At 56.2% G+C, this 22,685-nt stretch carries 15 protein-coding genes and 1 pseudogene; 11 read left to right on the top strand and 5 right to left on the bottom strand.

All coding sequences use genetic code 11. The features are described 5' to 3' along the window. The coding region (locus VM163_09445) for a DUF362 domain-containing protein (GenBank protein ID HUT04100.1) at positions 1-910 on the bottom strand (910 nt) is incomplete at its 3' end. Positions 911-1,218: 308 nt separating this feature from the next. Here VM163_09445 and VM163_09450 point away from each other — a divergent pair. The 11 genes and pseudogenes from VM163_09450 (at position 1,219) to dtd (ending at position 15,640) form a co-directional block, all read left to right on the top strand. Next, positions 1,219-1,365, top strand: a complete 147-nt coding sequence (locus VM163_09450; GenBank protein ID HUT04101.1) for a hypothetical protein — start codon at positions 1,219-1,221, stop codon at positions 1,363-1,365. A 142-nt stretch (positions 1,366-1,507) separates the two neighbouring features. Further along, positions 1,508-2,296: a hypothetical protein gene (locus tag VM163_09455; protein HUT04102.1), complete on the top strand. Its 789-nt coding sequence runs from the start codon at positions 1,508-1,510 to the stop codon at positions 2,294-2,296. Positions 2,297-2,362: 66 nt separating this feature from the next. Further along, on the top strand, positions 2,363-5,851 hold the full coding sequence (locus VM163_09460) for a hypothetical protein (protein ID HUT04103.1): 3,489 nt from the start codon (positions 2,363-2,365) through the stop codon (positions 5,849-5,851). Between the two features lie 170 nt (positions 5,852-6,021). Next, the gene (locus tag VM163_09465) at positions 6,022-6,546 is read left to right on the top strand and encodes a hypothetical protein (protein HUT04104.1); all 525 of its coding nucleotides are present in this window, start codon (positions 6,022-6,024) and stop codon (positions 6,544-6,546) included. Between the two features lie 42 nt (positions 6,547-6,588). After that, complete coding sequence (locus VM163_09470) at positions 6,589-7,374, top strand: hypothetical protein (protein ID HUT04105.1); 786 nt, start codon at positions 6,589-6,591, stop codon at positions 7,372-7,374. Between the two features lie 244 nt (positions 7,375-7,618). Beyond that, positions 7,619-9,091, top strand: a complete 1,473-nt coding sequence (gene guaB / locus VM163_09475; protein HUT04106.1) for an IMP dehydrogenase — start codon at positions 7,619-7,621, stop codon at positions 9,089-9,091. Positions 9,092-9,136: 45 nt separating this feature from the next. Next, positions 9,137-10,003 (top strand): diaminopimelate epimerase, encoded by an 867-nt coding sequence (gene dapF / locus VM163_09480; GenBank protein ID HUT04107.1) that lies wholly within the window; start codon positions 9,137-9,139, stop codon positions 10,001-10,003. Continuing rightward, a pseudogene (locus VM163_09485) lies at positions 9,993-10,616 on the top strand (DUF507 family protein). Before dapF ends, VM163_09485 begins: the two are co-directional and overlap by 11 nt. A 28-nt stretch (positions 10,617-10,644) precedes the next feature. Beyond that, on the top strand, positions 10,645-14,598 hold the full coding sequence (locus tag VM163_09490; GenBank protein HUT04108.1) for a C25 family cysteine peptidase: 3,954 nt from the start codon (positions 10,645-10,647) through the stop codon (positions 14,596-14,598). A 2-nt stretch (positions 14,599-14,600) separates the two neighbouring features. Further along, positions 14,601-15,197 carry a hypothetical protein gene (locus VM163_09495; GenBank protein HUT04109.1) on the top strand — a complete coding sequence of 199 codons (597 nt, stop codon included), beginning with the start codon at positions 14,601-14,603 and terminating at the stop codon, positions 15,195-15,197. Beyond that, the gene (gene dtd / locus VM163_09500) at positions 15,194-15,640 is read left to right on the top strand and encodes a D-aminoacyl-tRNA deacylase (GenBank protein HUT04110.1); all 447 of its coding nucleotides are present in this window, start codon (positions 15,194-15,196) and stop codon (positions 15,638-15,640) included. Before VM163_09495 ends, dtd begins: the two co-directional genes overlap by 4 nt. A gap of 11 nt (positions 15,641-15,651) precedes the next feature. On the opposite strand, the gene VM163_09505 is transcribed toward dtd, so the two are convergent. From VM163_09505 to VM163_09520, 4 genes are all read right to left on the bottom strand, one after another. Continuing rightward, positions 15,652-17,166, bottom strand: coding sequence for a radical SAM protein (locus VM163_09505; GenBank protein HUT04111.1), 1,515 nt, complete (start codon positions 17,164-17,166; stop codon positions 15,652-15,654). 462 nt (positions 17,167-17,628) lie between these two features. Further along, positions 17,629-19,326 (bottom strand): carbamoyltransferase C-terminal domain-containing protein, encoded by a 1,698-nt coding sequence (locus tag VM163_09510; GenBank protein HUT04112.1) that lies wholly within the window; start codon positions 19,324-19,326, stop codon positions 17,629-17,631. Next, a complete protein-coding gene (locus VM163_09515; protein ID HUT04113.1) occupies positions 19,326-20,348 on the bottom strand; it encodes a radical SAM protein in 1,023 nt (340 codons plus the stop codon). Before VM163_09515 ends, VM163_09510 begins: the two co-directional genes overlap by 1 nt. A gap of 74 nt (positions 20,349-20,422) precedes the next feature. Next, the gene (locus VM163_09520) at positions 20,423-22,540 is read right to left on the bottom strand and encodes an alpha-amylase/4-alpha-glucanotransferase domain-containing protein (protein ID HUT04114.1); all 2,118 of its coding nucleotides are present in this window, start codon (positions 22,538-22,540) and stop codon (positions 20,423-20,425) included. Between the last annotated feature and the right edge of the window lie 145 nt (positions 22,541-22,685).

Raw genomic sequence — 22,685 nt, forward strand, 5'->3', positions numbered from 1 at the left:
AGACGCCGATGTCCTGAGCGATTGGGACGTCTGCGCCGGGCATGCAGTCGCACTCGGGCTGAATGTCGAGCATGAAGTTGATGTAGATGATCTTGTCCTTTTGGAACGTGGACAGCACCGCTTTCGCGCTCTCCATAAGTCTCTTCTGGAACTGCTCCTGGCTAATCGGGTCTGAAAGCGCCCCCGTCTCGCAGACACGCGCACACCTCCCACAGGCCCAGCAAAGGGCCTCATCGATCTTGAGCCTCTTTCTCTCGAACCGTATTGCGCCGCGCGGGCAGACATTTGCACAGGCCATGCAAAAAGTGCATTTGCTGCTGTCCCAAATCATTCGCTCGGGCGTCGTCATGTGGATCGCGCCTCGTCCCTTTCTTTTCTGCGATCTGTGGCGGGCACTGATGCCGCCCATGGACAGGTGTTTCAGGGCGCCTCCAAAGCCGGACTGGACGTGGCCTTTGAAATGCGACAGAACCACCATCGCAGGAACGTCGTGAATTACTGAGGCGACCGCGATCTGGCCCATCAAGGGGCCAGAATCGACCAAAATGTTGTCGTTGCCGAATAGCCCGTCGGCCAGGACAAGAGGAGCTCCGCAGGTCTCCTGGCTAATGCCGTTGTAGTTGGCGACGTGCAGGTAATCGAGGCCCGGGATACGCACCGTTTCGGTGATAAAGGGGTCCCCGCCAGCGGCCTTGATTCGGTCCACGGTCTTGCGAATGAAGGTCGCCCTGATGGGTCTGAAGGCTCCCTCCGAGCCCCAGTGAAGCTTGACAGCTACCCATTCATTTTTGCTTATGTGTTTTTCGAAGTTGAACTTATCGAGGATGCGCTCGAACTTGCCGGGCAGGCTGTCCCGATACAGCCATTTGGTGTTTCTTGCGGATATGAAATAGAGCCTGGATTTGGCCATTTTTGCTCCCAGATTCGTGTTCCCAAGGGAACAGTTATGTCAGCAGATGTTAAGATTTCAATTGTCGCAGAATTGTATTGCGGAGCCAGGCCAAGTTCAACGGCGAAGTCCAATCCAAATCATTACATTGACGGTGATTGAGCTCGCACGGACCACTGCTGTCGCGTTTTCAATCAGCGGTGGTCGCTCAGTTCATCCGCATCGTCGGTCAGTTCTGCAGGTCAGGCGGCACCATCTACGGTGCGTGCCGAGTCGCGTTGCGAGGAAGCTGCCTGAATCGAGTCTCTGGAGATGATGAGTTTTTGTGGTTGACATGGCAAGATTGGCTGTGGTATAAACGTCAACTGATAATGTGTCCTTATGCTTGTTCGCTCTCGAGTTTCGGGACGACCACGGTCAAGGATGGGGCGATGCGGGCGTGGGTAGCTTCCGTGATGGTGGCTGGGCAGGCTTGACAGGGGACATGCGAGAGAGTATTTGTTAGATTAGTTTTTTGCTTGTTTAAGTGGGGTTATATTTCTTACACTGTTGTGTCGGTTGAGAGCAGTGCCTATGCGATTAAGATTGGTAGCCGAAGAGACTGAAAGGAGATAATAGATGAAAACACGCCGGCTTTGGGCTTTTGTTTTGGGTTGCCTTTTGCTGGTTCCCTGTATCGGTCTTTGCCAGAAGCGTGAAGCCCAGGAGCGTGACATCAACAGGTTTACGTTCACATTTGGCCTGAAGAGCCTTTTCTATGCCGATACGGAGATCAGTTATCCTGCCATTTATGGTAACCCCAACGACTTTCATGTGTATTACGATGGAAACCTCTTTGGGCCAGTTCTGAGCGTTCAGGTAGCCAATACTGAGACGTTCTGGGACAACTTCGAGTTCGTGCTTTCTAGCTATTTTGGTGAACTGGATGCCTACGATTCATCAGGGCTGCCCAAAAGCGCCTTGTCATCGAACATGTCGTTGAAGATAGCCGATGTAAGGGCTGATATTTGCTACCGTATTATTTCGCACTTTTCGGTCTTTGTCGATTACCGGTATAAGAAATACCAATTGAAGAGTGGCCAGGCCGAGTGGCCGGGCAAAATGCCTGAGAACGATGAGTTGTATGGTGGTGGTTTTGGCGCCAAAGCAGGGCTTCCGCTGGGCAAGAGCGGGGTATTTCTTTGGGCGTCAGGGGAGTTCATGCCGTACGCTTGGTATCAATACGATAACAGCAGCGCATGGGGCCTTATGTGCAAAGGCGGAGTGGGTTACTCGGTTGAGGGTGGCGACTGGCTTCCGATGTCGCTCAGTGCAACTCTCGGCTATTATTATACGAAGATTGATTCCAACGGATATTTTGACGAGCAGACCGATGCTGGGTCGGCTGATATTGTGGTTTCTTGGTAGCATAAGGATTTTGATCGATATCGAGTGCTTGCAGGCGCCGATTTCTAATAACGGAGGAATTCAAGCATGAGGCGTAGTCCGCTTGTAACTTTGCTCCTTGTAGTAGGGTTTGCGGCCCTAAGCGTGACGGTTTGGAACCTTAGCGGTTGCACCAAAGGGGGTGGGGGAGGAGGATCGGGTGTTGGACCGAAAGGAGCTACTCTCGAACTCACTGCGAGCTCCAGCCAGGCCGAGGTGTTCAGAAACATCGAGCTCACCGCAATTCTCAAAGATGCCTACAACATGCCTATCGCGGACGAGAGAGTCGTTTTCAAGCTGCTGAGCAAGTCGCAGACTTCTGTAGGTTCTCCCCTTTACCGTGGACTATCGTCCAGCAAATCACTCTCGTCGCGAGGAACGTCTATCGTCGGCCAACAACGGGCTGTTTCGTCACAGACTGCTCTACCAACGGCATCTGCGGACAAGATGAGCAGAGCCTCGAGATTCGACTCGACATCAGTCAGACAGAGCGGAGACCCTCGTCTGAGCGGCCAATCTCCCGTCAGCGGCATGCCTTCAATGTTTTCAGGCCGGTCTGCCAGGTTGCCGGTGCCGTTGGCTGAGCCGGAAGTTACTCTTGACGGATATGAGGTGGGCAGCATCTTTGCTGACAAGGTAACAGACAGCATGGGAGGTGCGAGCGTTGTTGTGACGAGTGAGACGCTCAAGAACTATGTGATCTCTACTGCAACGCCGGATGGCGTGGGCAGCAACCAGGTCTCGGTGCAGTTCATGCCCAACCTCTCCTATCGCTGCAGTCTCACTCTGACTGCTGACAGCACGCTTGTTCACACAGGTTCTGACAATCCGGTAATTATTACGGGGAAGCTGGCCTACAATGAGGAGCCTGTAGTCGGCCAAACGCTGAACTTTAGCGCATCTACCACAACGGGCGAGGCCACCGAAGATGTTGTTTTTAGCCCTAGCAAGGTTGGCACTACAAACTCCAGCGGCGAGGTTGTTGTCCAGATATACTCCGATGAGATGGGGACCTACAATATCTGTCTGGAGACGGACTATTCTTGTCCCTCTGGCTCACCTCTGGATACTTCAAGCTCGTGCAAGTATATCGATTTCAGAAAGAACATCTGTAATGTGGAGCTGACGGTTGACCCCAACACCGTTCAGGCCAACGGCAATGACGAGATCACCGCAACAGCTGTTCTTACAATGAACTCTGAGATTCTTAAAAATGAGCCGGTCATCTTCAGCCTCGATTACATGAAGGACCCAGGGAGCGACTGGCGAGTCTATTTCTCGGAAACCGAGAGCGATTCTCCGTATTTGCTCTATACGGATGCGAATGGCACAGCTGTTGTAGCAATCAGAAGCTATGGCTATACGGGCGAGTGCGCCGTGAAGGCCGAGATGAAGAACCCTTGCGACGGCGAGAGCGCAGCGGGTTCCGTTGACGTAACGTTCAAGCTGAACAAGTGCGGCATCAGCGTGGTGCTCGACAAGACTGCGGTAAGGGCGGACGGTAGCGAGGTGACGGCAACGGCGACGGTCAAGGTGAACGATAAGCCTGTGGGAGCAAGTGTGGAGGTGAAGTTCGAGGCCTCGCTTACCGGGGTTGTATTCACGAGCGGCGAGGACGCCTATACTAATGAGTCTGGCGTCGCAACCGCGAAGTTCAACAGCCCGGGCTATTCGGGGCTTTGCACGGTTACTGCGAGGACGACCGACGCGTATCCGTGTCCGGGCTCGACAGACCTGATCGAGGGCTCTGCCGACGTTATGTTTGATTCGAATGAATGCGAGTTACAGCTCACGATCGACCCGATGATAGCCAAGGCGAATGCCTCCGAGGTCAGTGCGCTCGCAGTCCTTACGGTGAACGGTCAGCCAGTGCCTGACCAGTCGATCGTTTTCTCGGCGCACCTTTCTGGTGTGAAGTTTTCCAAGAGCGACACGAGTAGCGCAAAGCAAGTGACGGATTCCTTTGGTCAGGCGCTCGTCAAGTTCTATAGCGATGGTTCCACCGGGGACTGTCCGATCACGGCTGTTACGGAAAGCTATACATGTTTCGGGACGGAGACACGGCCGTCTGCTGAAAAGACGATGCACTTTGAGTCTGAGGACTATTCGATAGCGCTTACGGCGCAAAGCGACGATCCATATTCTAAGGATGGCTCGAGCGCAGCGGCTAACGGGCTCAGGGAGATACAACTTCGGGCAGTTCTCTCGGACAAGAATGGCCTGCCGGTCGGCGGCGCCGAGATCGTGTTTGGCTGCGAGAATGGCTGTCTGGAGCATTATGGGTCTCCGGTCGTAACGACCGCTCAGGGCGTGGCTACCACGCGCATGACTACGAGCGTGATGCTCGCTGATGACACGGCAGGGCCGGACGAGGAGGTCAGCATCTGGGCCGATTACATTTCCGCAACCGGGACGCACAGGCAGGCGATCAGCTACAGGTTCAGGAAGATACGCATCGCCAGTCTGTCAGCGACGGATTACTCGATCCTCGAGGATGGCTCGGAAGAGACTGTTCTGACGGCAAAAGTAACGTGCAGCGATGGCTACCCGGTGGCAGCAGTTGGCGTAGAGGCAGCTAGTCATCTTGGTCTCTTTGAGACGGGGGAGAGCATGATCATTCTGGGCACTGACAGCCAGGGTAACGCCTCGGTGATTCTCCGAGGGCACTGCCTGCACGGGCAATCGACCGAGTCGGTTAGGATCCAGCAGCAATACTGTGATTTTGGGAATGTCAGTGGCATGGAGCCGCCCGTTTTCTGGACGAGCAAGCACGTCACCTTTGAGGAGGGCGGCGCGGGCTGCTATAGCCTCAAGTTTGACGAGACGGTTCCGAAGGAGGTCTGCTTCAAGCATTTGACCGAGGATGAAGGGGGCGAGCCCTATGATGATAGGTGCAACGGCGAGGTCTGGGTTTGTCTGACGAGGTTGTCTGACGGTTCGGCAGTGGCTGGCAAGCAAGTTAGACTTTATATAGACAGCTTCAGCAACGCCGGGGCCATTGCTTTCTTCAACGATGACCAGGCTCTCCAGTCGATAACCGTCACGACAGACGGAGATGGCTGCATAAACGCTTACTTGGACGTTACTGGCGGCGGCCGGGTTCTTCTGAGGGCGCAGACGACGGGCGGCTTTGGGACTGTAACCGCCAACACTTCGTATTTGTTTGGGCAGCAGTTCTGCGTGCGGATTTCGCCGACCTCCGGGGCCCCCAAGGTAGGCGATGTGACTACTTTCACGGCTCGGGGTGGCTGCTCCAAGACGTATCATTGGACCGTTGCTGATGGTGGAGTGCCCAACTCTGGGGTCACAGGAGAGAATGAGCAGTTTACTGTGTATTGGAACGACGAGGGCCCGTGTGAGGTCAAAGTCTGCGACGACTACGATGACTGTGTGACGGCCTATGTGATGGTTGAGGCCAAGGAGGAGCCAACGGAGTCGCCATCTGCCACGGGTGGTGGCGGTGGACTGACTAGAGGAGGCGGGCTGAGGCGCGGATTCGTCACGCCGACACCAACTCCTGCGCCGGGCAACAAATAGCTTGAAAAGTAATGTTTGAAGTCGTTATGATATCAGATAATCAGAGAGTCTTCTTACCACCTCCTTGTAAGGTGGGCCGGGAACCCGGGAGCCCGTCACCCCCTGGCGGGCTACCCGGTGAAATAAATCGATCAGTTTCTTTCGCGGGTTCAAAGGGAGGGACATCCTAGATGTTCACAAGATTAGGAATCCTGATAGTGATAATTGGTTTGGCTTTCGGTAGCACAGCCTGTCAGTTTGCCCAACACGCAAAGACAGACACGACTCCTTACTATCAGAAACGATTGCTTTATGGCGACGAGCTCTATGGGAAGATCTACACTAGGGATGGTGAGGTTTATGCTGGCAAGCGGCTTAGGATTGTTGCGAATGGGACTGCCAAGTTCGTTCGCCAGATGACCGTTGCCCATCCGGACGATGATTTCTATGGTTTTGCTAGAGAAACCGAGTACGCTGTGCGTGCTAGGGACATTCGAGTCATAGAGGTCGTATCGCCCTCGAGGGTCGTCATAACAATGGTCAACGGCAAGAGAATCGAGATGGAGTTGCTGCCGGGTGTCAGGCACTATCAAGCTTTCAAGGTTATGACCTATGATTTCGGGGACTGGGGATCTGAGGTTACCATCCCGTTTATGGATGTTAGCAAGGTGATCCTCTGGTCATATACTGATAGTCCGTCACCTTATCTTCCGTGATAATGAGTGCCTTGAGCAAATGATCCTTGATGGAGGCTTGTGATGGGAAAAGGCTTTCGACTTCCCAATCTGAGTGGTTTCACCAGAATAAGTTTAATCTTTATTGCCATTTGCGTTTTGGCAATTCCTCTCGCCTGCTCGAAGCGCGACTCGGAGAGCGACGAGTCGCCCTCTGGCCCATCGGCGCCTTATAGGGTATCGGTCACTGCAAAGCCCTCGGAGCTGTATCCCTATGAGAACACGTTGGTGATGATCGACGTCAAGGATGGATACGGCAAGGATCTGGATGCGCCTGTTGTCGTCAACGTTACAACGACGGGCGGTTTCTTCGAGAACGGCCAGAACAGGATATCCGGCGAGGTCTTGCAGACCGCTTCGTTTTGGCTTACCTATAACCCAGACCACACACCGAATCCAGACTTCCCGGGCGCGAAAGAGATCACTGCCATCATCGACTACGGCTGCCAGAACAGCTATGTTATGGACTCTGCCGAGGTCATTTTCATGAGTCAGAGCAGCAAGGTTGGCTCCATCTCGGTGGCCGCTGACCCGATCTACATAACTGATGCGGACAACAACTTCTCAGTTATCACTGCGACAGTTGTTGGGGAACACGGGGCGCCTCTTTCTAGCGTTACCGTTTATTTCTCCGTGCAGGGAGGTTCGAGCGCGACCTTCGACGCGAGTGCAGTTGATACCAACGCTCTGGGGATTGCCCAGACGGTGTTCAGGCCGAACGGAGATGTGGGCGTGCTGAAGGTCTGTGTACAGGCGGGGACAAAGACCGCTTGCGTGGACATTCGTTCAGAAAAGGAAACGACTGAGTAGTTAGCGCCGAGAGCAATCGCATCTCATTTGAGAGTTGCATCAGCGGAGGCGCCGCCGGGAGACCGGTGGCGCCTTTTTGCGTTGTTGAGTGCTTTTGACAAGGAAGGCAGGTTGGGTTGGGGTGCGCGAGAGATTAGAGGCTCGGCCTTGACCGCAGATCGTCCCCGTGTGTATATTTCGATATGGGCTGCATCTCTCGTCGCGACAGTGCACGAGGGTGAGCGAGAATCAGGAGGGTGGTTGGATGGAGTTCCAGGAAAAGTTCGGTAAAGAAGGCTTGACGTTCGACGATGTGCTTCTGATCCCTGGTCGGTCAGAGGTCCTGCCTCACGAGGCGGATTCCCGCGCGCGATTGACCAAGAACATAACGCTGAACATCCCGATCATAAGCGCTGCGATGGACACAGTAACGGAGAGTAGGCTCGCAATAGCGATTGCGCGCGAGGGTGGGCTTGGCGTTATTCATCGCAATATGTGCATTGAGTCTCAGGCCGCGGAGGTTGATCGGGTGAAGCGGTCTGAGAGTGTTGTGGTGATGGACCCTGTTACGATTAGTCTTGACGATCGAGTGAGCAAGGCGAATATGATGGTTCGGAAGCACAAGGTTTCGGGGTTTCCTGTGGTCGATTCTTCTGGGAAGCTAGTTGGGCTCTTGACACACAGGGACCTGAGGTTCGAGGCAGACACCTCGAAGAAAGTGGCCGAGGTGATGACGCCGCTTGATAAGTTGGTGACGGTTCAGCCCAACACGCCGACGGAGGAGGCCAAGGTGTTGCTTCACCGCAACAGGATCGAGAAGCTTCCCGTGGTGGATGAGAGCGGCGCGTTGGTGGGGCTGATGACTTTCAAGGATATCGAGAAGTCGATGTTCTATCCCAAAGCCTGCAAGGACGCACTTGGGCGGCTGAGGGTGGGGGCCGCGGTCGGTGTCTCGGCGGACACTCCGGACCGGGTCGATGCGCTGGTTGATGCGGGCGTTGACGTGATTGTTGTCGATACGGCCAACGGTTTCTCGAAAGTGGTGCTCGACATGGTGGAACGGCTGAAGTCGGAGCATCCTGAGACAGCGCTTGTCGCCGGCAATGTTGTTACAGGTGAAGGTGTGGAGGCGCTGAGCAAGTCAGGCGCGGAGGCTGTAAAGGTCGGGATCGGCCCATCGGCCATCTGCACGACGCGAGTTGTCGCGGGGGTAGGTGTTCCGCAGTTGACGGCGATTTACGAATGTGCGAAGGCGGCGGCCATCTGCGGCATTCCGGTGCTCGCCGACGGTGGCCTCAAGTATTCCGGGGACATTACGAAGGCGATCGGCGCGGGCGCCGACTGCGTGATGATAGGCAATCTTTTTGCGGGGACTGAGGAGACGCCGGGCGAGATAGTGCTCTACGAGGGCCGAAGCTACAAGGCCTACCGTGGGATGGGCTCGTTGAGCGCGATGAAGGCCGGCGGCCGCGACCGTTATTTTTACAGGGAGGATGCGGAGGAGAAGATGGTCCCACAGGGGATCGAGGGCATGGTTCCCTACAAGGGCTCTGTGGCCTCGCTGGTCTGTCAGCTTATTGGCGGGCTTACGGCGGGCATGGGCTATTTGGGCGCCCGCACAATCGAGGAGCTTAAGCAGAAGGCCCGATTCATCCGGGTAACCACGGCGGGGCTTAGGGAAAGCCATCCACACGGCGTTCTGATCACGAGGGAGGCGCCAAATTATCAGGCCGGATGAGCCGACAGCTGAACGTCGGGAGCCTCGAGTTAAGAGAGATTAGGGATGATGCGGCTTTCGTTTGTGAAGATGCATGGCCTGGGCAATGACTACATTCTGTTCGACGCAAAGGACTGCGCTCTTGACGGCGTTGACCTTGGGCAGCTCGCCAGAGATGTTTGCAGGCGGCGGTTCAGCATTGGGGCGGACGGTATCGCTGTTCTCAGTCCGGGGGGCGCCGATGCCGACATCTACATGAGGGTTTTCAACCCTGACGGTTCCGAGACTGGCTCGTGCGGGACGGCCTTCAGGTGCGCTGCCCGGTATGCGTTTGAGCGAAAGGGATTTGCGAAGGCGACAAGCTCTGGCGTCCGGATAGCTACATCCGACCGAAATGTCCTTGCTCGCGTTGTCCAGAGCGAGGACGGCTGCACTCTGGTCGAGGTGAGGATGGGAAAGGCACTTTTTGGGCGAGGCGATATCCCAGCTTTGGGCACTCGCGAGGACGATTTTTTGGAACAGCCGATAACAGTTCAGGGCGAGGAACTTGTGGTTTCGGCGGCCTCAGTGGGGAATCCCCACGCAGTAGTTTTCTGCGATGATGTGTCAAAGGTTCCGCTCGAGAGCCTTGGACATGCGCTCGAGAACCATCCCGTATTCCCCGAGAGGACCAATGTCCACTTCGTCCAGGTCATATCGAGGGGCGAGCTCAAGGTCCGCACGTGGGAGCGCGGCACTGGGCCGACTCTATCCTGCGGGACGGGCGCCTCAGCAACAGCGGCGATTGCCAACCGCTTGGGTAAGGTGGACACGCCGGTTCGCGTGTTAATGCGGGGTGGAGTTCTCAAGATCGAGATCGATCAGGAGGGCGAACTAGCGATGCTGGCTGAGGCAGAACCTGTGTTCAGTGGGTGGATAGATTATGAGGCTTAAGAGAGAGCAGGTGCGGTTTTTGGCTGGTCGAATAGTGGATGACCTTCTCAAGGAGAAGCTGATTGAGGTTGATAGGTCAGACCTTGAGATGTTCCGGGTGATGGTCGATGAGTTTGTCCTTGACCAGTTGCTTATCGAGGATAAGCTGAATGAGGAGGTTCGGAAGCTGTTGGACCATCATCGAGACGAGATGCACCGGGATAACATCAACTACCAGGACATGTTCAAGATGATCAAGAGGCGTCTCATTAACGAGCGTAACTTGGTGATCTGAAGGGGCAGCCCTGGATTCAGGAAGGCGAACTTTATGAGACTTAGCGACGACAAGATAAACGATCTTGCATTCAACCTGACTGACCGGCTGGACCGGGACGAGCGAGCGAGGTGTGTTGCGTCAGTAAACGTTGTCCGGGCCTGTATCAGGCGAACGATTACTTCGGAGCTGCAGCTCGAGGACGAGGTCGTCCAGATAGTTCTCAGAAGGCTTGATGCGATGAAGTCCGTCAAGCCAGAGACGCCCAAATGGGAGGGTCATTTCGAGCGGCTCTACGCTGCGGAGATGGCCAAGCGGGGGCGGCAGTGGGACATAAACGCCCGAGACGTGCTCCGATAGAGCGATTGCGGCGACCCGGGGAGACGACATGGTGAACATACACTTCTTGGCGGTGCGGCATCGTGCGTGGGGCTGTTTTCTGCTCCTATTCGGGACCTGCGCAGTGATGAGCCTGGGCGTAATCCTTGACTGCAGCGCTACAAACTCCGTTGCGGAAGGCCTTCTTATCTCGCCACTGGAATGCTCGCCCGACCTTGAGACGATTCGTTTCGAGTTTACGCTTACCGATTACCACGTTGACAAAACTCTCCAGCGGTCAGACGGGACGTTAGTCTCTGTGCCGGGGCTTCGAAACACGATGGAGGTGGGCGAGCCGTCCCTCCCCGTCAAGGGTTTTTATGTCGGCATCCCGGCGGATGTATCCTCCGCCACGGTGAGGCTCTTGTCCGAGGATTTCATCTTCGAGCACGACTGCAGCGTCCTTCCCTGGCGAGAGCCTGGCTGCGAAGCTTCGCCCAAAGGCGAGTCCGGAGACCTCGCCTGCGTGCGCGACGGCCTGTTCCCCCAAGCGCCGGTCAGAATCAGCCACATAGGCTTCCTCAGAAGCCAGAAAATCGCGCTCATCAAGGTATGCCCCATCCAACTCGACGCGCGGCGAAATCTGCTGCGCATAGTGCGAAGCGGCTCGGTCGAGATAAGGCTCGTGCGCGACGCCAGGATACTGCCGGCCGCCGCCGAGCTCGGCCCTCGCGATGAGTCGCGCTTCGAGCCGATGCTCGCTCACCTTTTGGCCAATTACGAGCAAGCGAGGTTCTACCGACTCGCCAGTCGATTCGGCAGTGTGAGCGAGAGGACCGGCGAGGAGTATTGGTATGATCCTAGTATAACGTATTTGAAGCTCTCGACGAGCGAGGACGGTGTCTATAAGGTTGACTACGATGTTTTGCGGTCGCGCGGCGTTGCTCCCTCGGGGATAGATACTACGAGGTTGAAGCTCTACTACCGCGGGGAGATGGTCCCGATCCTTGTAATAGATGGCGGGGACGGGTCCTTTGACGAGGGCGATTTCGTGGTCTTCATGGGTGGTCATAAGCGCAGCGAGCAGATCGGATGGGCATTGGACGAGTACACGGACGAGGCAGTCTGGTGGCTCTGCTGGGACGATGGGGCGGGGATGCGGTATCAGGCTGCCTCGGAGGATGTGCAGGGCTCGGTTGACGTCTTGGACGCCGACTCCTACTTCTGGGCGAAGGAGCACTTTGAGCAGGACGTGCTCTACGATGGTTGGAATGACGATGTCGATCAGGACAGCTGGTTCTGGGACACGGTCTGGTTTGCGCCCGACTCGGCTACAGTCGATTTCAAGTTGCGAGCCTTTGGTGAGGCCGTCCAAAGTGCGGCGACCGTCTCGGTGCGGCTGAAAGGTAATTCAAGTGTCTTCAACGTCAACCCAGACCACCATTCCGTCTTCTACGTCAACGGCGGCCAAACACCAATGGGGGACTTCTTCTGGGACGGATACGACTTCGCAACCATGACGTTTCAGGTCCCCGCGGGCAACCTCAAAGACGGCCGCAACACGATCACTACCTCAAGTCCTGGCGACACCGAGGCGAGCGTCGATTCGATCTACATCAATTGGGTGGAGGTCGAGTATCCTAGGCGCTATCAAGCGATTCGGGACGAGACTTGGTTCAAACCTCCTGCGGGCTCGGACGGCCGTCCTGTGGAGTATTGCCTTGCTGGGTTCGGTCAGAGCGATGTCCTGATTCTCGACATCACGGACGGGCGATACTTCCCTCGCTACTCTCGCGTCAATGAGGGGGGCTCGTGGGTCGTGCGTTTTGTGGACACTACGCCGTCTGCGCAGACGGTCTATTGGGCAACGACCCAGAGCGCTCTCAGAACGCCGCTCAGCGCGGTCCTTGACGAGCCTTCGACGCTTCGAGACCCGTCCAATCAAGCCGATCTTATCATCATCACCGTGCCGGAGTTTTTTGCGCCTCTTGCGCAGCTGGTTGAGTTCAGAAGGGCGCAGGGGATCAGCGTCAAGGTCGTTGATCTCCAGAACATCTTTGACGAGTTCAGCTACGGTATGTTCAATCCGCTGGCCATACGCTCCTTCCTCTGGTTTGCATACAACAATTGGACCGAGCCAATCGCGACGCACGTCTTGCTCGTTGGCGACGCTTCGTGGGACTACCGGTTCATCCTGACCGACAGCGTCATACCAAATTACGTCCCGTCGTATCTCGATCCCGCGCGGGATGACAAGTTCGTGAACGTAACTGGGAACGAGAACGACTGGTATCCCGATTTCGCTATCGGTCGCATGCCCGTGCAGAACGCACAGGACCTAACCAAGATGATCGTAAACACTATCCGCTACGAGACCTCGCCGCCGCCGGGAGATTGGACGAGGCGTGCGCTCCTAGTGACGGGTGGTGAGAACTGGGTGGAGCAGGATACTTTCATGGGGCACGCTCGTGATTATGAGGCCGCTATGCCTGCTGATTTTGAGTTTGCGGAGGTCTTCAAACAGACCGAGGGGACGGATAACAAGGACCATTACGCACAAAGGATACTGGAAGAGCTCAATCGCGGCGCCCTGATCACCATATTCTCGGGGCACGGAGCGAGGAACCAATGGGACTTTGTGCTCGAGTCTTCTGACCTTTACGGCCTCCACTGTGAGGGCAAAACCTCGATAGTATTGGTGATGACCTGTCATACGGGCCGGTTCGCCAATCCAAAGACGCCATGCATCGGTGAGCGGTTCATCATGGAGGGCGACGCGTTGCAGGGGGCGTTGGGATACTGGGGTTCCACGGGGCTTACTTCTGTCTGGAATCCCTATTACCTCACGATGGACTTGTTGGGCGAGATATTTGACAGGGGCAGCACTGACATTGGCCTCGCTATCATGGCCGTGAAACTGAAGTTTTACGAGGAGTCCGAGGACGTTAGCCTTGCGTCGAGCCAGGCCTTCCTTGCGGACCCGATGCTCAGGATAAATCTACCTCCCATCCCTTCACCCTCCGATGTCGAGGCGAGCGTCTCGGGGGACGAGGTTACGATCTCCTGGGACTATCCCGACACGCTCGAGGACCTTGCCGGCTTCCATGTCTGCATCGGCGGGCAACAGGAGCCTGCCGGCAGGCCACTGAGCCCCTGCGACGATGGTTATGCCTTCTGGACTGACGCAGACAAAAGGGAGATGACGCTAGTTGCCGCGGGAGCATCCGCCAGCTACTGCGCCGTCGTTCGCGCCATCAATAGCGACGAGACCGCGAGCTGCTTCTCTGAAAGCGCCTGCTTCAAGTTTGGTGTTTCGGGCTCAGGTGTGCCGAAGATCATAGCGGCGGGCTACGCCGACAGCAGCATCACTCACCAGGAAGGCGGCAAGTTGAGCCTCTACGCTATGGTAGAGGACCCTGATGGCCTAGACGACATTGAGCGAGTCGCGGTGCGTTGCAGCGATGTTCCTGGGAGTCTCGATCTGGACGAGATTCTCCCCGGCATCTATTATACTCAGATCGATGTTGGCCCCGGCCTAAAGCAGGGACAGTATCTCCTCGAGCTTCGCGCCTCAGACCGCATGGGCAACGTCAGCGCCGTCAGCCCGTATTTTGCGGTTCGTGGCTGGGGGCTTGAGTGGCCGAGCTATACGGAGGCCAGCCAGGCCGCGAACTGGACGTTCGACGATTCGGCCAGGCAGGGCCCGCTCGTTCTCGCCGCGGGATACTTGAGCTCCGGGATAACCTCGTTTGGTGGCGGGGAGTTGACGCTGGTTGCGCTCGTGGCTCCTGGTCCGTCCGGCTTCCCCGTCGCGCAAGTGGATGTTTACCTTGACGGCGTCCCCATCGGTGCGCAGCTTAGTGATGACGGATTGCACGGCGACTTCAATGCGGGCGACGGCATCTTTGGGCTTGAAGTGCCGATCCCGCCGGGCGAGGTTCCGGGCAACTACCTTGTTGGTTTGAGGGCCGTCGATGAGGGCGGCCTGTCGGGTCCTATGTGGCCTTTTGTTAGCGTATGGTGATTATGCGAAGATACGTTCTGCTCCTGATTCTTGCCGTTGTCGCGCTGTCAGTGTTAATAGGCTGTCACAAGAAAGAGGCCTGGTTCGACACTGACCAGCAGATCAACCCGAAGATCAGACACGCCAACTACGTTGACAAGGTGAACGCCTTCAAGCTCTATATCCCGCCCGGCGTCTGGAAGGTGGCTCGGGCCAAGAGGGCGCTCGTTGCACTGGTGAACCGCAGGTGTGTTGGCAAGGTTGTCATAAGGTCGGCGTGGCTTTTTTCAGGCGGATATGGGGAGGATGCGGAGAAGATTGCCGCCGAGAGCTTCACCGGCGATTTCGAGTGGCTGGACAAGAAGAAGTTCTTCGTAGGGGATTTCCCGGCTGTTCTCGTAACGGCCCGCGGCAAGATACTTTACTCTCCGGCGGAAGATTTCTACGTCCAGCGAACCGTGGCGGCCGGAGTGATCAAATATGGGTCCAGGGAGTGCCAGTTCAAATATGTGGCCCCAGACGATTGCTACCAGAAGACGAGGGACGATCTGGTGAACCTGATGATGGGCTTCAAGGAGCTTGAACGCTCCTGGTTCTCAGGCAAGAAGGACGAGGAATGAGGGCCGTCCTGCAGCGCGTCAGAAGCGCCTCGGTTACGGTCAACGGCGACCGCATAAGCGCCATCGGCAGGGGTCTTCTGATTCTGCTCGGCGTAACAGGAGACGACGATGCCAAGACGGCGGCACGGCTCGCGGAGAAGACCGCTGCACTCCGAATCTTCGAGGACCAAGCCGGCAAGATGAACCTTTCCGTTCGGGATGTCGCAGGCGAGGCGCTAGTCGTGTCGCAGTTCACCCTTTACGCAGACTGTAATAAGGGAAGGCGCCCCAGCTTTATGAACGCAGCCTCTCCTGACGAGGCGCGTGAGCTTTACGAGCGCTTCTGCGAGCTGCTGAGCGGGCTTGGCGTCCCCACGCGTCGCGGCCAGTTTGGGGCGAAGATGATAGTGTCCCTTGAGAACGACGGGCCAGTTACGATCGTGCTCGACACGCTCCTACTCTGACTTTCTTGCCCTCATGCTCGGTCCCTTCTTCTCAAGCATTCAGCCAAGAGGAAGATGACATAGCCGATCAGAGATCGGGGATTCGTGCGGAGTATCCGGGAGTATTTCTTGAAGAACCTGAAGGGGTTCCTCAGCAGAAGGCCCAGGTTGAGCGTCAAAATGTTTCTTGAGACCAGCCGCTCCACCTCGCGCGATGTGAAATCCGGGGTCTCGATATTGCCCCTAGCGTAGATTATCTTCTCAAAGCTGAAGCCTTCTTTTAGGTATCCCTTCTCCTTGCAGATTCTGTAAAGCTCTGTGCCCGGCAGCGGTGTAGCGATGAAGATGCCTGCCGCGTCCAGGCGCAGCCTCTTTGCGAAGTCAAAAGTCTTCTGCATTTGCTCTTTTGTCTCGCCAGGAAGCCCCACAACGAAGTAGCCCTTTGTTATGAGACCCAGTTTTCTTGCGGCCTTCACAATTTGCTCGATCCTGTCCATCGAGATAGGTTTCTTGATGATGTTCTTCAGGACGTCTGGATCGCCGCTCTCTATCCCCAGGGTTATCTCGTAGCATCCGCTCCGTTTCATCTTCTCTAGAACTTCTTCATCCAGGCCCCAGATAGCGATACCTTGCGGTGTGTTCCATGCAAGGTCCAAGCGTCTGTCAACCATGCCGTCAAACAGCTCTATGGCCCTGCCTCTCTCGAGCGTGAGATTATCGTCAATGAACTGGACCTCTCGGACCCCATATCGCTCGATCAGATGCTCCATCTCGTCCAAAACCTTCTGGACGGAGCGTGTTCTTTGCCTGTTGCCCCAGAACCTCGCGGTGGCGCAGAATACGCAGCGCCCAGGGCACCCCCGCGATGTCATCATCGGTGTATTCGGGGACCTCAAGGAAGTCCCGGACTGAGGTATGTTAGTGTCAAAGTAAGTCTGCATGGGCAGCAGGTGCCTAGCGGGCAGCGGAAGCTCGTCCAGGTCCTCAATGAAAGAGCTCTTCTCGTTTACTACTATTCTGCCCTCAGTCTTGTATCCGAGACCTCCTATCTGAGAAAAACCATCTCCGTCGGATACCCTCTGCATCAGGTCGCGCATCGTGTACTCGCCCTCGCCGATCACCACGAAATCGATGTAATCCCTGCTAAGGCTCTCTTCCGGCAGCGCGGAAGGGTGCTCTCCACCCACAACCGTGATCGGAACTTTGCATCGCTCCTTGGCCAGCCTGCAAATCCCGCACATATCTGGAAACTGGCTCGATAAGAGACAGGACACGCCCACAACGTCCGGCGAAAACTCGCTTATCTTCTTCTCAATCTCCTCATAGCTCAGACCGACGCGAACGTAGCCTCCGTCTATGGGATGTCGATTGCGGAAACCCTCCGCCGCCACATCCAGGACCCTCACGTCGTAGCCCTTTTCCTCCAGCACGGCCGCGACGTACGCTATCCCGAGCGGCGGGGTCAGGTCTATCTTGTATCCCCTTGGCGCCGTGTAGTGGGGGGACACTAGCAGGATTCTCTCGACACTCTTTTGAAGGCGCACCATGTAAGAACTGTCCTTTCGCAATGTAGTGAGGGCTCGCGCAGGAAACCGTAAACTCTATTGGAGACGAGATTGAGCTAAGACTGCACGAAAGTCAATGTTAGAAGTCTAGAGGAATCACATAAGATACAAGGTAAGGCACAGCAACACACAGATATATCAGAACGATTGCCGCCTCGTGCGCTCGGGCAGACCAGACAAAGATCGCTTTTGGAGGCTGTCCAATGGAGGGGCCAGAGGTGTTCTTTGTAGGGGCGATTCATGAATCGCCCACAATATGCTGTGGCGCTGAGGTCGGGCGGTTCGTGAACCGCCCCTACATCTGGGGCCAGCCATCCTTAAACACAGGGATTCTCGCATGTAGATGCACTTATTGGACAGCCGCTTTTGGGCCGCCACTGCGATGCGCGACCAAGAAGCATGAGGCGGTCCAGAAAGCCTGCGCCGCAGCGTGGCATTCGGGCACTAGCTGGGCGATTCGTTCTTCACCAAGAAGTTGTTGATCGCAAGGTAGTCGAGATGGCCGAGTGTGAAAGCCCTAAGCGCATCGTAGGGCGTGCAAACTATCGGCTCCTCGTGCATGTTGAAAGAGGTATTGATGATACTGGAGAGGCCCGTCATCTCGTAATACCGCTTTAGTATGCGATAGTAGGATGGGTTGTCGCTCTCGTGGATGAGCTGCGGCCTTGCTGTGCCGTCAACGTGAACGACGCCGGGGCACTCCCGCTTCATTTTCGGCGTGCAATCGAACGCTATCGTCATAAACTTCGCCGCATACTCGGCGCCATCAAGCCCCGTGTAGCACTCGTGCGCCTTCTCCGCAAGCGTAACCGGGGCAAACGGCATGAACTCCGTCCGCTTGAGCTTTTCGTTCAACCAGTCGTTCACCGACGGGTCAGTCGCCTGATACAAAATCGTCCTGTTGCCGAGCGCCCGCGGGCCATACTCCATCCTGCCGGCGAACCTGGCCACGACCTTGCCCTGCGTCAGCAGCGTGGCTATTGTCTCCTCGATTTCAGGGTCTTTCTTGACCTTCAGCCCGTCGAAGTTGCTGAACTCCCGCTCAACGGCCGCGTCGTCAAAAGCCGGCCCGAAATAAACGGTATCAAGCCTAAACGGCTTAAGTCCCGTCTTTTCCGCAAGGAACATAAGCCCCGCTCCGAGCGAGAGCCCCGCATCGCTCATCCCAGGATGCACGAATATCTCGTCAACCTGCTCCAACTCATGAAGCTTCTGGTTCAGCCGAACGTTCCCAGCAACGCCGCCCGCCAGCACGAGGCGCCTCAGCCCCGTCTGGTCAAGCCCGTGCTGGACGAAATCGACGACTACGTCCTCGAGGCGCCGCTGCGCCGCCGCTGCGATGTCCTCCGCGCTGAACTTGGCGAGCTGCCTATAAAGCCCTCTTTTGAAGCTTTTGGTCAGAATTGGTGGCAGAATGAACTTCTTTTGGTCTGGTGAGAGCGAGAAGAATCGCATCATCAGCTGGTAGGCGTTGTAGGCATCGCCGCGTGCCGCAAGGCCGGTCACCTTGCCGGCATGTTTGAGCGGATTGAAGCCGAGAAACTGCGTTATCTCACCATAGAACTGGCCTGCCGAGGCAAGCGCCGGCATGCCATACATGAGCCGCACCTTCCCGTCCTTGCAGTAGAACATTCCGCCCGAAAGCCCGTCCCCGATGTTATCGATCGTAACGCCAAGCGCTTCGGGGAAGCCGGAGGTCATAAACGCCGAATATGCGTGCGTCAAGTGGTGGTCGCAGAGGACTATCTTCCGCCCAAGATGCCGCTGCAAAAGGGATTTGCACAGCCACTCCACAAGCGATTGCAGGGGCCCGCAGCTCTGCACCAACTGGTGGTAGTGCATGTAAACCTTCTGCTTGAGGTTCAAGAAGTCATGGTTGTAATCCTTGAACTGGTTGGGGAAGAGCCGATAGACGAAATGATACTTGTTGGCTGCCACAACAGTATCTACGTCCTCAAAATCTATCCCTGCCTCCGAAAGGCAATACTTGATGGCAAGCTCCGGAAACCCGGCGCTGCACTTCTTGCGGTTGAAGCGCTCCTCGGCGGCCGAGGCAACGATCTTGCCGTCTATGAAAAGCGAGGCGTTTGCGGTGAAATCCTCGCTGAAGCTCAGGATGATCCGTTCCTTCGGCGCCTCCACTATCGCGATTTCCTCGATTTATACATGGATTTCAGCCAGCCTGTGATCACCCTGCGGTCCAGAGAGTAAAGATAGTTGTATTCCGTGAAGCAGGACGCGTCGCATGCCTTGCACGGCACTTTCTTGGTCGCATCGAACGCCTCTTTGAAGCCGACATCAAGGAAGTTCTTCGCCTCCATCAGCTCGATCAGAAGCGAGCAGGGATACACATCACCGTTCGCATCAACGTTGCAGTAAAGCTGCCCCGCCCAGCACCTTAGCCCATGCATCCTGTAAGGAAGCATCGGAACTGAGTAGTCCGGCCAGGCCAGAAGGAACTCAAGGTAAGACAGAGTTGATGCTATGGGCGCACCGCGCCTCTTCTCCAGTATCAGCTTCCGGATGGCCTTCCTGTAGTCCTCGTTTGACGGGACGAAATCGTGCACGTCAACTCCGAGCCGCTCGTTGTGATGGATTACCTGGAAGGTCGTCAGGAAGTTATACTTCTTGGCCATATTCAGGATGTAGTCTATGGAGTGAAGGTTGTGCTTGGACAGAACAGTGATCGACCAGAACGGTAGCCTGTTGGACGCAACCTTGATCGCCTCCAACACCCGCTCGTGGCTGCCAGTTTCCCGGTTCAGTTCGTGCGCCTCCTTGTCGCCGTCAAAAGCTATGATCATGTGCTCCAGCTTCCCCAGCTCGTGGATTCTATCCGGCACCAGGAAGCCGTTTGTGTCCATCGTTGTGTACATCCCCTTGAACGACGCGTAGTTGACCATCTCGGCGATGTCGTCGCGCACCAGCGGCTCACCGCCCCAAAAGCCCAGTCGTGTGCACCCCATTTCCCTGAGCTGATCGATGAGCGAGAATATCTCGTCGGTCGTGAGCTCTCGCTGCTTTCGGAGCGGGATATTGCAGTAGTGGCAATGGCACGTGCAGTGGTTCGTTACCGACAGCATGACGTTGAGCGGCATCCGGTGGCCTAAGTAATTGGCCCGCAGGACGCCGATCCCCATCTCCACGACGTTCCTAAACTTCATAGTTCAAAAATCTTCCTACACTGCTGGCAAGGTTACAACCTTATGCCGAGACGGGCCTGGCCAGTCGGCCGGGACTAAACCGGCCTGAGCGCAAGCTCTATCCTGCGCTCCACGCGCTCGCCGCTCGAAAACCTCAATGGCCACTGCACTACAACAGTTGTCGCTTGTTTTATCAACTCAAAACCGCTCTCCGACTGAGAGACTGTCTCGAGCGGGAACCTGAAAATATCTCCCTTAACATCAAAGGACAAAACAATCTCGAACCCGCGATGGGGGTCGCTAAGTCGAAGCGCGCTGACGCGTTTAGGCCTCGCCGTCTCGGCAAGCGACTGCCAATCATCACCGCTACGGCAAAAGTGGCAATCGTCGCTGCCCCCATAACACGCAAATGAAAACTCCACAGCAAATATGGCATCAAAACTCTCCTGTCCAGCATAGTCTAAACAGTAGTCGCACACTATCCGCCCCGAGGCGCCTCTCACCGTAAAGGTCTTGCTTAAACTCATTGGCTGTGGCAAATGCCCCGCGTAAAGAGCGCCTCGCCGCCTGAACTTCGCGACCGCTGTCGTCTCCGAGCAGGTTGTCTCAATGTCATAAGTGCTCGTGATAAAGTCGCCCAAATCTCTGTACTTGCTATCACGTAGCTGCGCAAGGTCTGTGCCAATCGGCAAAAAATGCTCCAAAAATGACCATTTTGGATGCCAGTCGTAGTTGAGCCGACTCAGGATGCGCTCGCTCGCCTCATAACGCCGGTCGTGGATCGAGGCGTGGTCGCGCTCCGCCGACGAGTCTTCAGGGCTGCCAAGATGAGCGTGATATGCCTCCTTCCGTCGCGAGAGCGTGTCCAAAACGTTCACAAACGAGCGCCGGCAGTCCAGCTCAACCATGCCGCCGCCGACGGGCGAGAAAACACACGCAAGGTTGGGGTTCTCAACAATCACCTCGTCAAGGCCGTCAGAATTGATGTCCTCCGTGGACAGCGAAACCCACCCCGCGTCGCCGCGCTGCGCGCGCTGGACCGCCGATTCTGCCTCGATCAGTTTTTGATATATTGCGAACCTCAGATGCGGAAGATATAGACCTCCAAACACGCCGTGCCAATAAGCACAGTTGCACTGGGCACGCATTAGGTCCGCCTCGGCCTGCTCGCGCAGTGCGTCTGGAACCGCCGCACCATGAACCTGAGCGCTCACGTGCCACATCCGCTTGTGCATGTAATTGCTCTCGGAATACTTCGCCAAAAAGCCTCGCCAGAATCCACCACGAACGAACGGCTTATAGCGGTCGAGGCTGTTCTCGTGCTTGAGCCGATCTATGAGCTCGCCGTAAACCAGCGCCGGCTCGGTCGGCAAAGTCCACTCGCCCATCTCGTGATAGGAGCAAGTTGGCAGATAGACCCGGCCCCGCGGCTCGAACGAGCTCATGTACTCGGACGGCGTTACCGTGCGAATGCAGTCCGATTCCGATAGCATTATGAGAAACCTCTCTAGCCATTTCTCCTTGAACACCCACTTGTGCGTCTCAGGCCAAACCCCGAACTTCTCACAGTCGTCGAACATGACCAATAGCCGCGAACCGTCGCTAGATGCCATGCTCTCTAAAAACTCCACCGGCTCATGAGGCTGTGAGAACGGCATCTGATAGCGAAGCTTCTCCGAGATCGGAAACACCGCAAGTCGCTCGCCCGCATCCTCAGTCATAAAATAGCCGAACAGCTCCGACGTCGGCAGACCTGCCGCGTTGAAATGATAGTCATCGAGGACCACGTATTTGATCCCGGCCCGTCCGATAATCGAGGCAAGCTGCGGCTCCCACACACGCTCTGCCACCCACATCCCCGCCGGCCGAATCGAGAAGCGCTGCTCGATCCGCTGGCTCATCAGCTCTATCTGTGCTTTCTGGTTCCAGGGCGGAATGACGGATAGGAGCGGCTCGTAGAAGCCGCCGCCCAGCATCTCCACCTGGCCCCGGTCGCAGAGCCTTCTCAGAAGGTCGAGAAAATCTGCATGGTGCGACTCGAGCCACTCCCAGAGCGTCCCGGTCACGTGCACAGAGACCTTGACCTGCTCAAAACGCTCGATCATCTCCATGAACGGCAAATATGAACGCTCGTAGGCCGACTCGAAGACGTGATCGAAGTTGCCAAGCGGCTGATGCAAATGAACGCCAAACGCGAAGTTTATCCTTCTCATCTCTGTCTCAGGGCTTCCCACCATCACAAAACTCGCGGTCATTGCCCCGAAAGATAAGTGATCTCCCCCACCCCGTCAAGGTGCCCACGGCACTCGGGTAGCTGTTTCCGCCGGCGGACGTAAGCTGTCGGCTCGCACCGAAACG

It is taken from the genome of bacterium (assembly GCA_035527515.1).
GTDB lineage: Bacteria > B130-G9 > B130-G9 > B130-G9 > B130-G9 > B130-G9.

Bases quoted from the DNA above. Each gene is read 5' to 3' on its own strand.
- VM163_09520 (HUT04114.1), bottom strand. From the start codon at position 22,540: ATGAGAAGGATAAACTTCGCGTTTGGCGTTCATTTGCATCAGCCGCTT.
- VM163_09465 (HUT04104.1), top strand. From the start codon at position 6,022: ATGTTCACAAGATTAGGAATCCTGATAGTGATAATTGGTTTGGCTTTC.
- VM163_09515 (HUT04113.1), bottom strand. From the start codon at position 20,348: ATGAAGTTTAGGAACGTCGTGGAGATGGGGATCGGCGTCCTGCGGGCC.
- VM163_09495 (HUT04109.1), top strand. From the start codon at position 14,601: ATGCGAAGATACGTTCTGCTCCTGATTCTTGCCGTTGTCGCGCTGTCA.
- VM163_09455 (HUT04102.1), top strand. From the start codon at position 1,508: ATGAAAACACGCCGGCTTTGGGCTTTTGTTTTGGGTTGCCTTTTGCTG.
- VM163_09460 (HUT04103.1), top strand. From the start codon at position 2,363: ATGAGGCGTAGTCCGCTTGTAACTTTGCTCCTTGTAGTAGGGTTTGCG.
- VM163_09470 (HUT04105.1), top strand. From the start codon at position 6,589: ATGGGAAAAGGCTTTCGACTTCCCAATCTGAGTGGTTTCACCAGAATA.
- VM163_09490 (HUT04108.1), top strand. From the start codon at position 10,645: ATGGTGAACATACACTTCTTGGCGGTGCGGCATCGTGCGTGGGGCTGT.
- VM163_09505 (HUT04111.1), bottom strand. From the start codon at position 17,166: ATGGTGCGCCTTCAAAAGAGTGTCGAGAGAATCCTGCTAGTGTCCCCC.
- dapF (HUT04107.1), top strand. From the start codon at position 9,137: ATGATGCGGCTTTCGTTTGTGAAGATGCATGGCCTGGGCAATGACTAC.
- guaB (HUT04106.1), top strand. From the start codon at position 7,619: ATGGAGTTCCAGGAAAAGTTCGGTAAAGAAGGCTTGACGTTCGACGAT.
- dtd (HUT04110.1), top strand. From the start codon at position 15,194: ATGAGGGCCGTCCTGCAGCGCGTCAGAAGCGCCTCGGTTACGGTCAAC.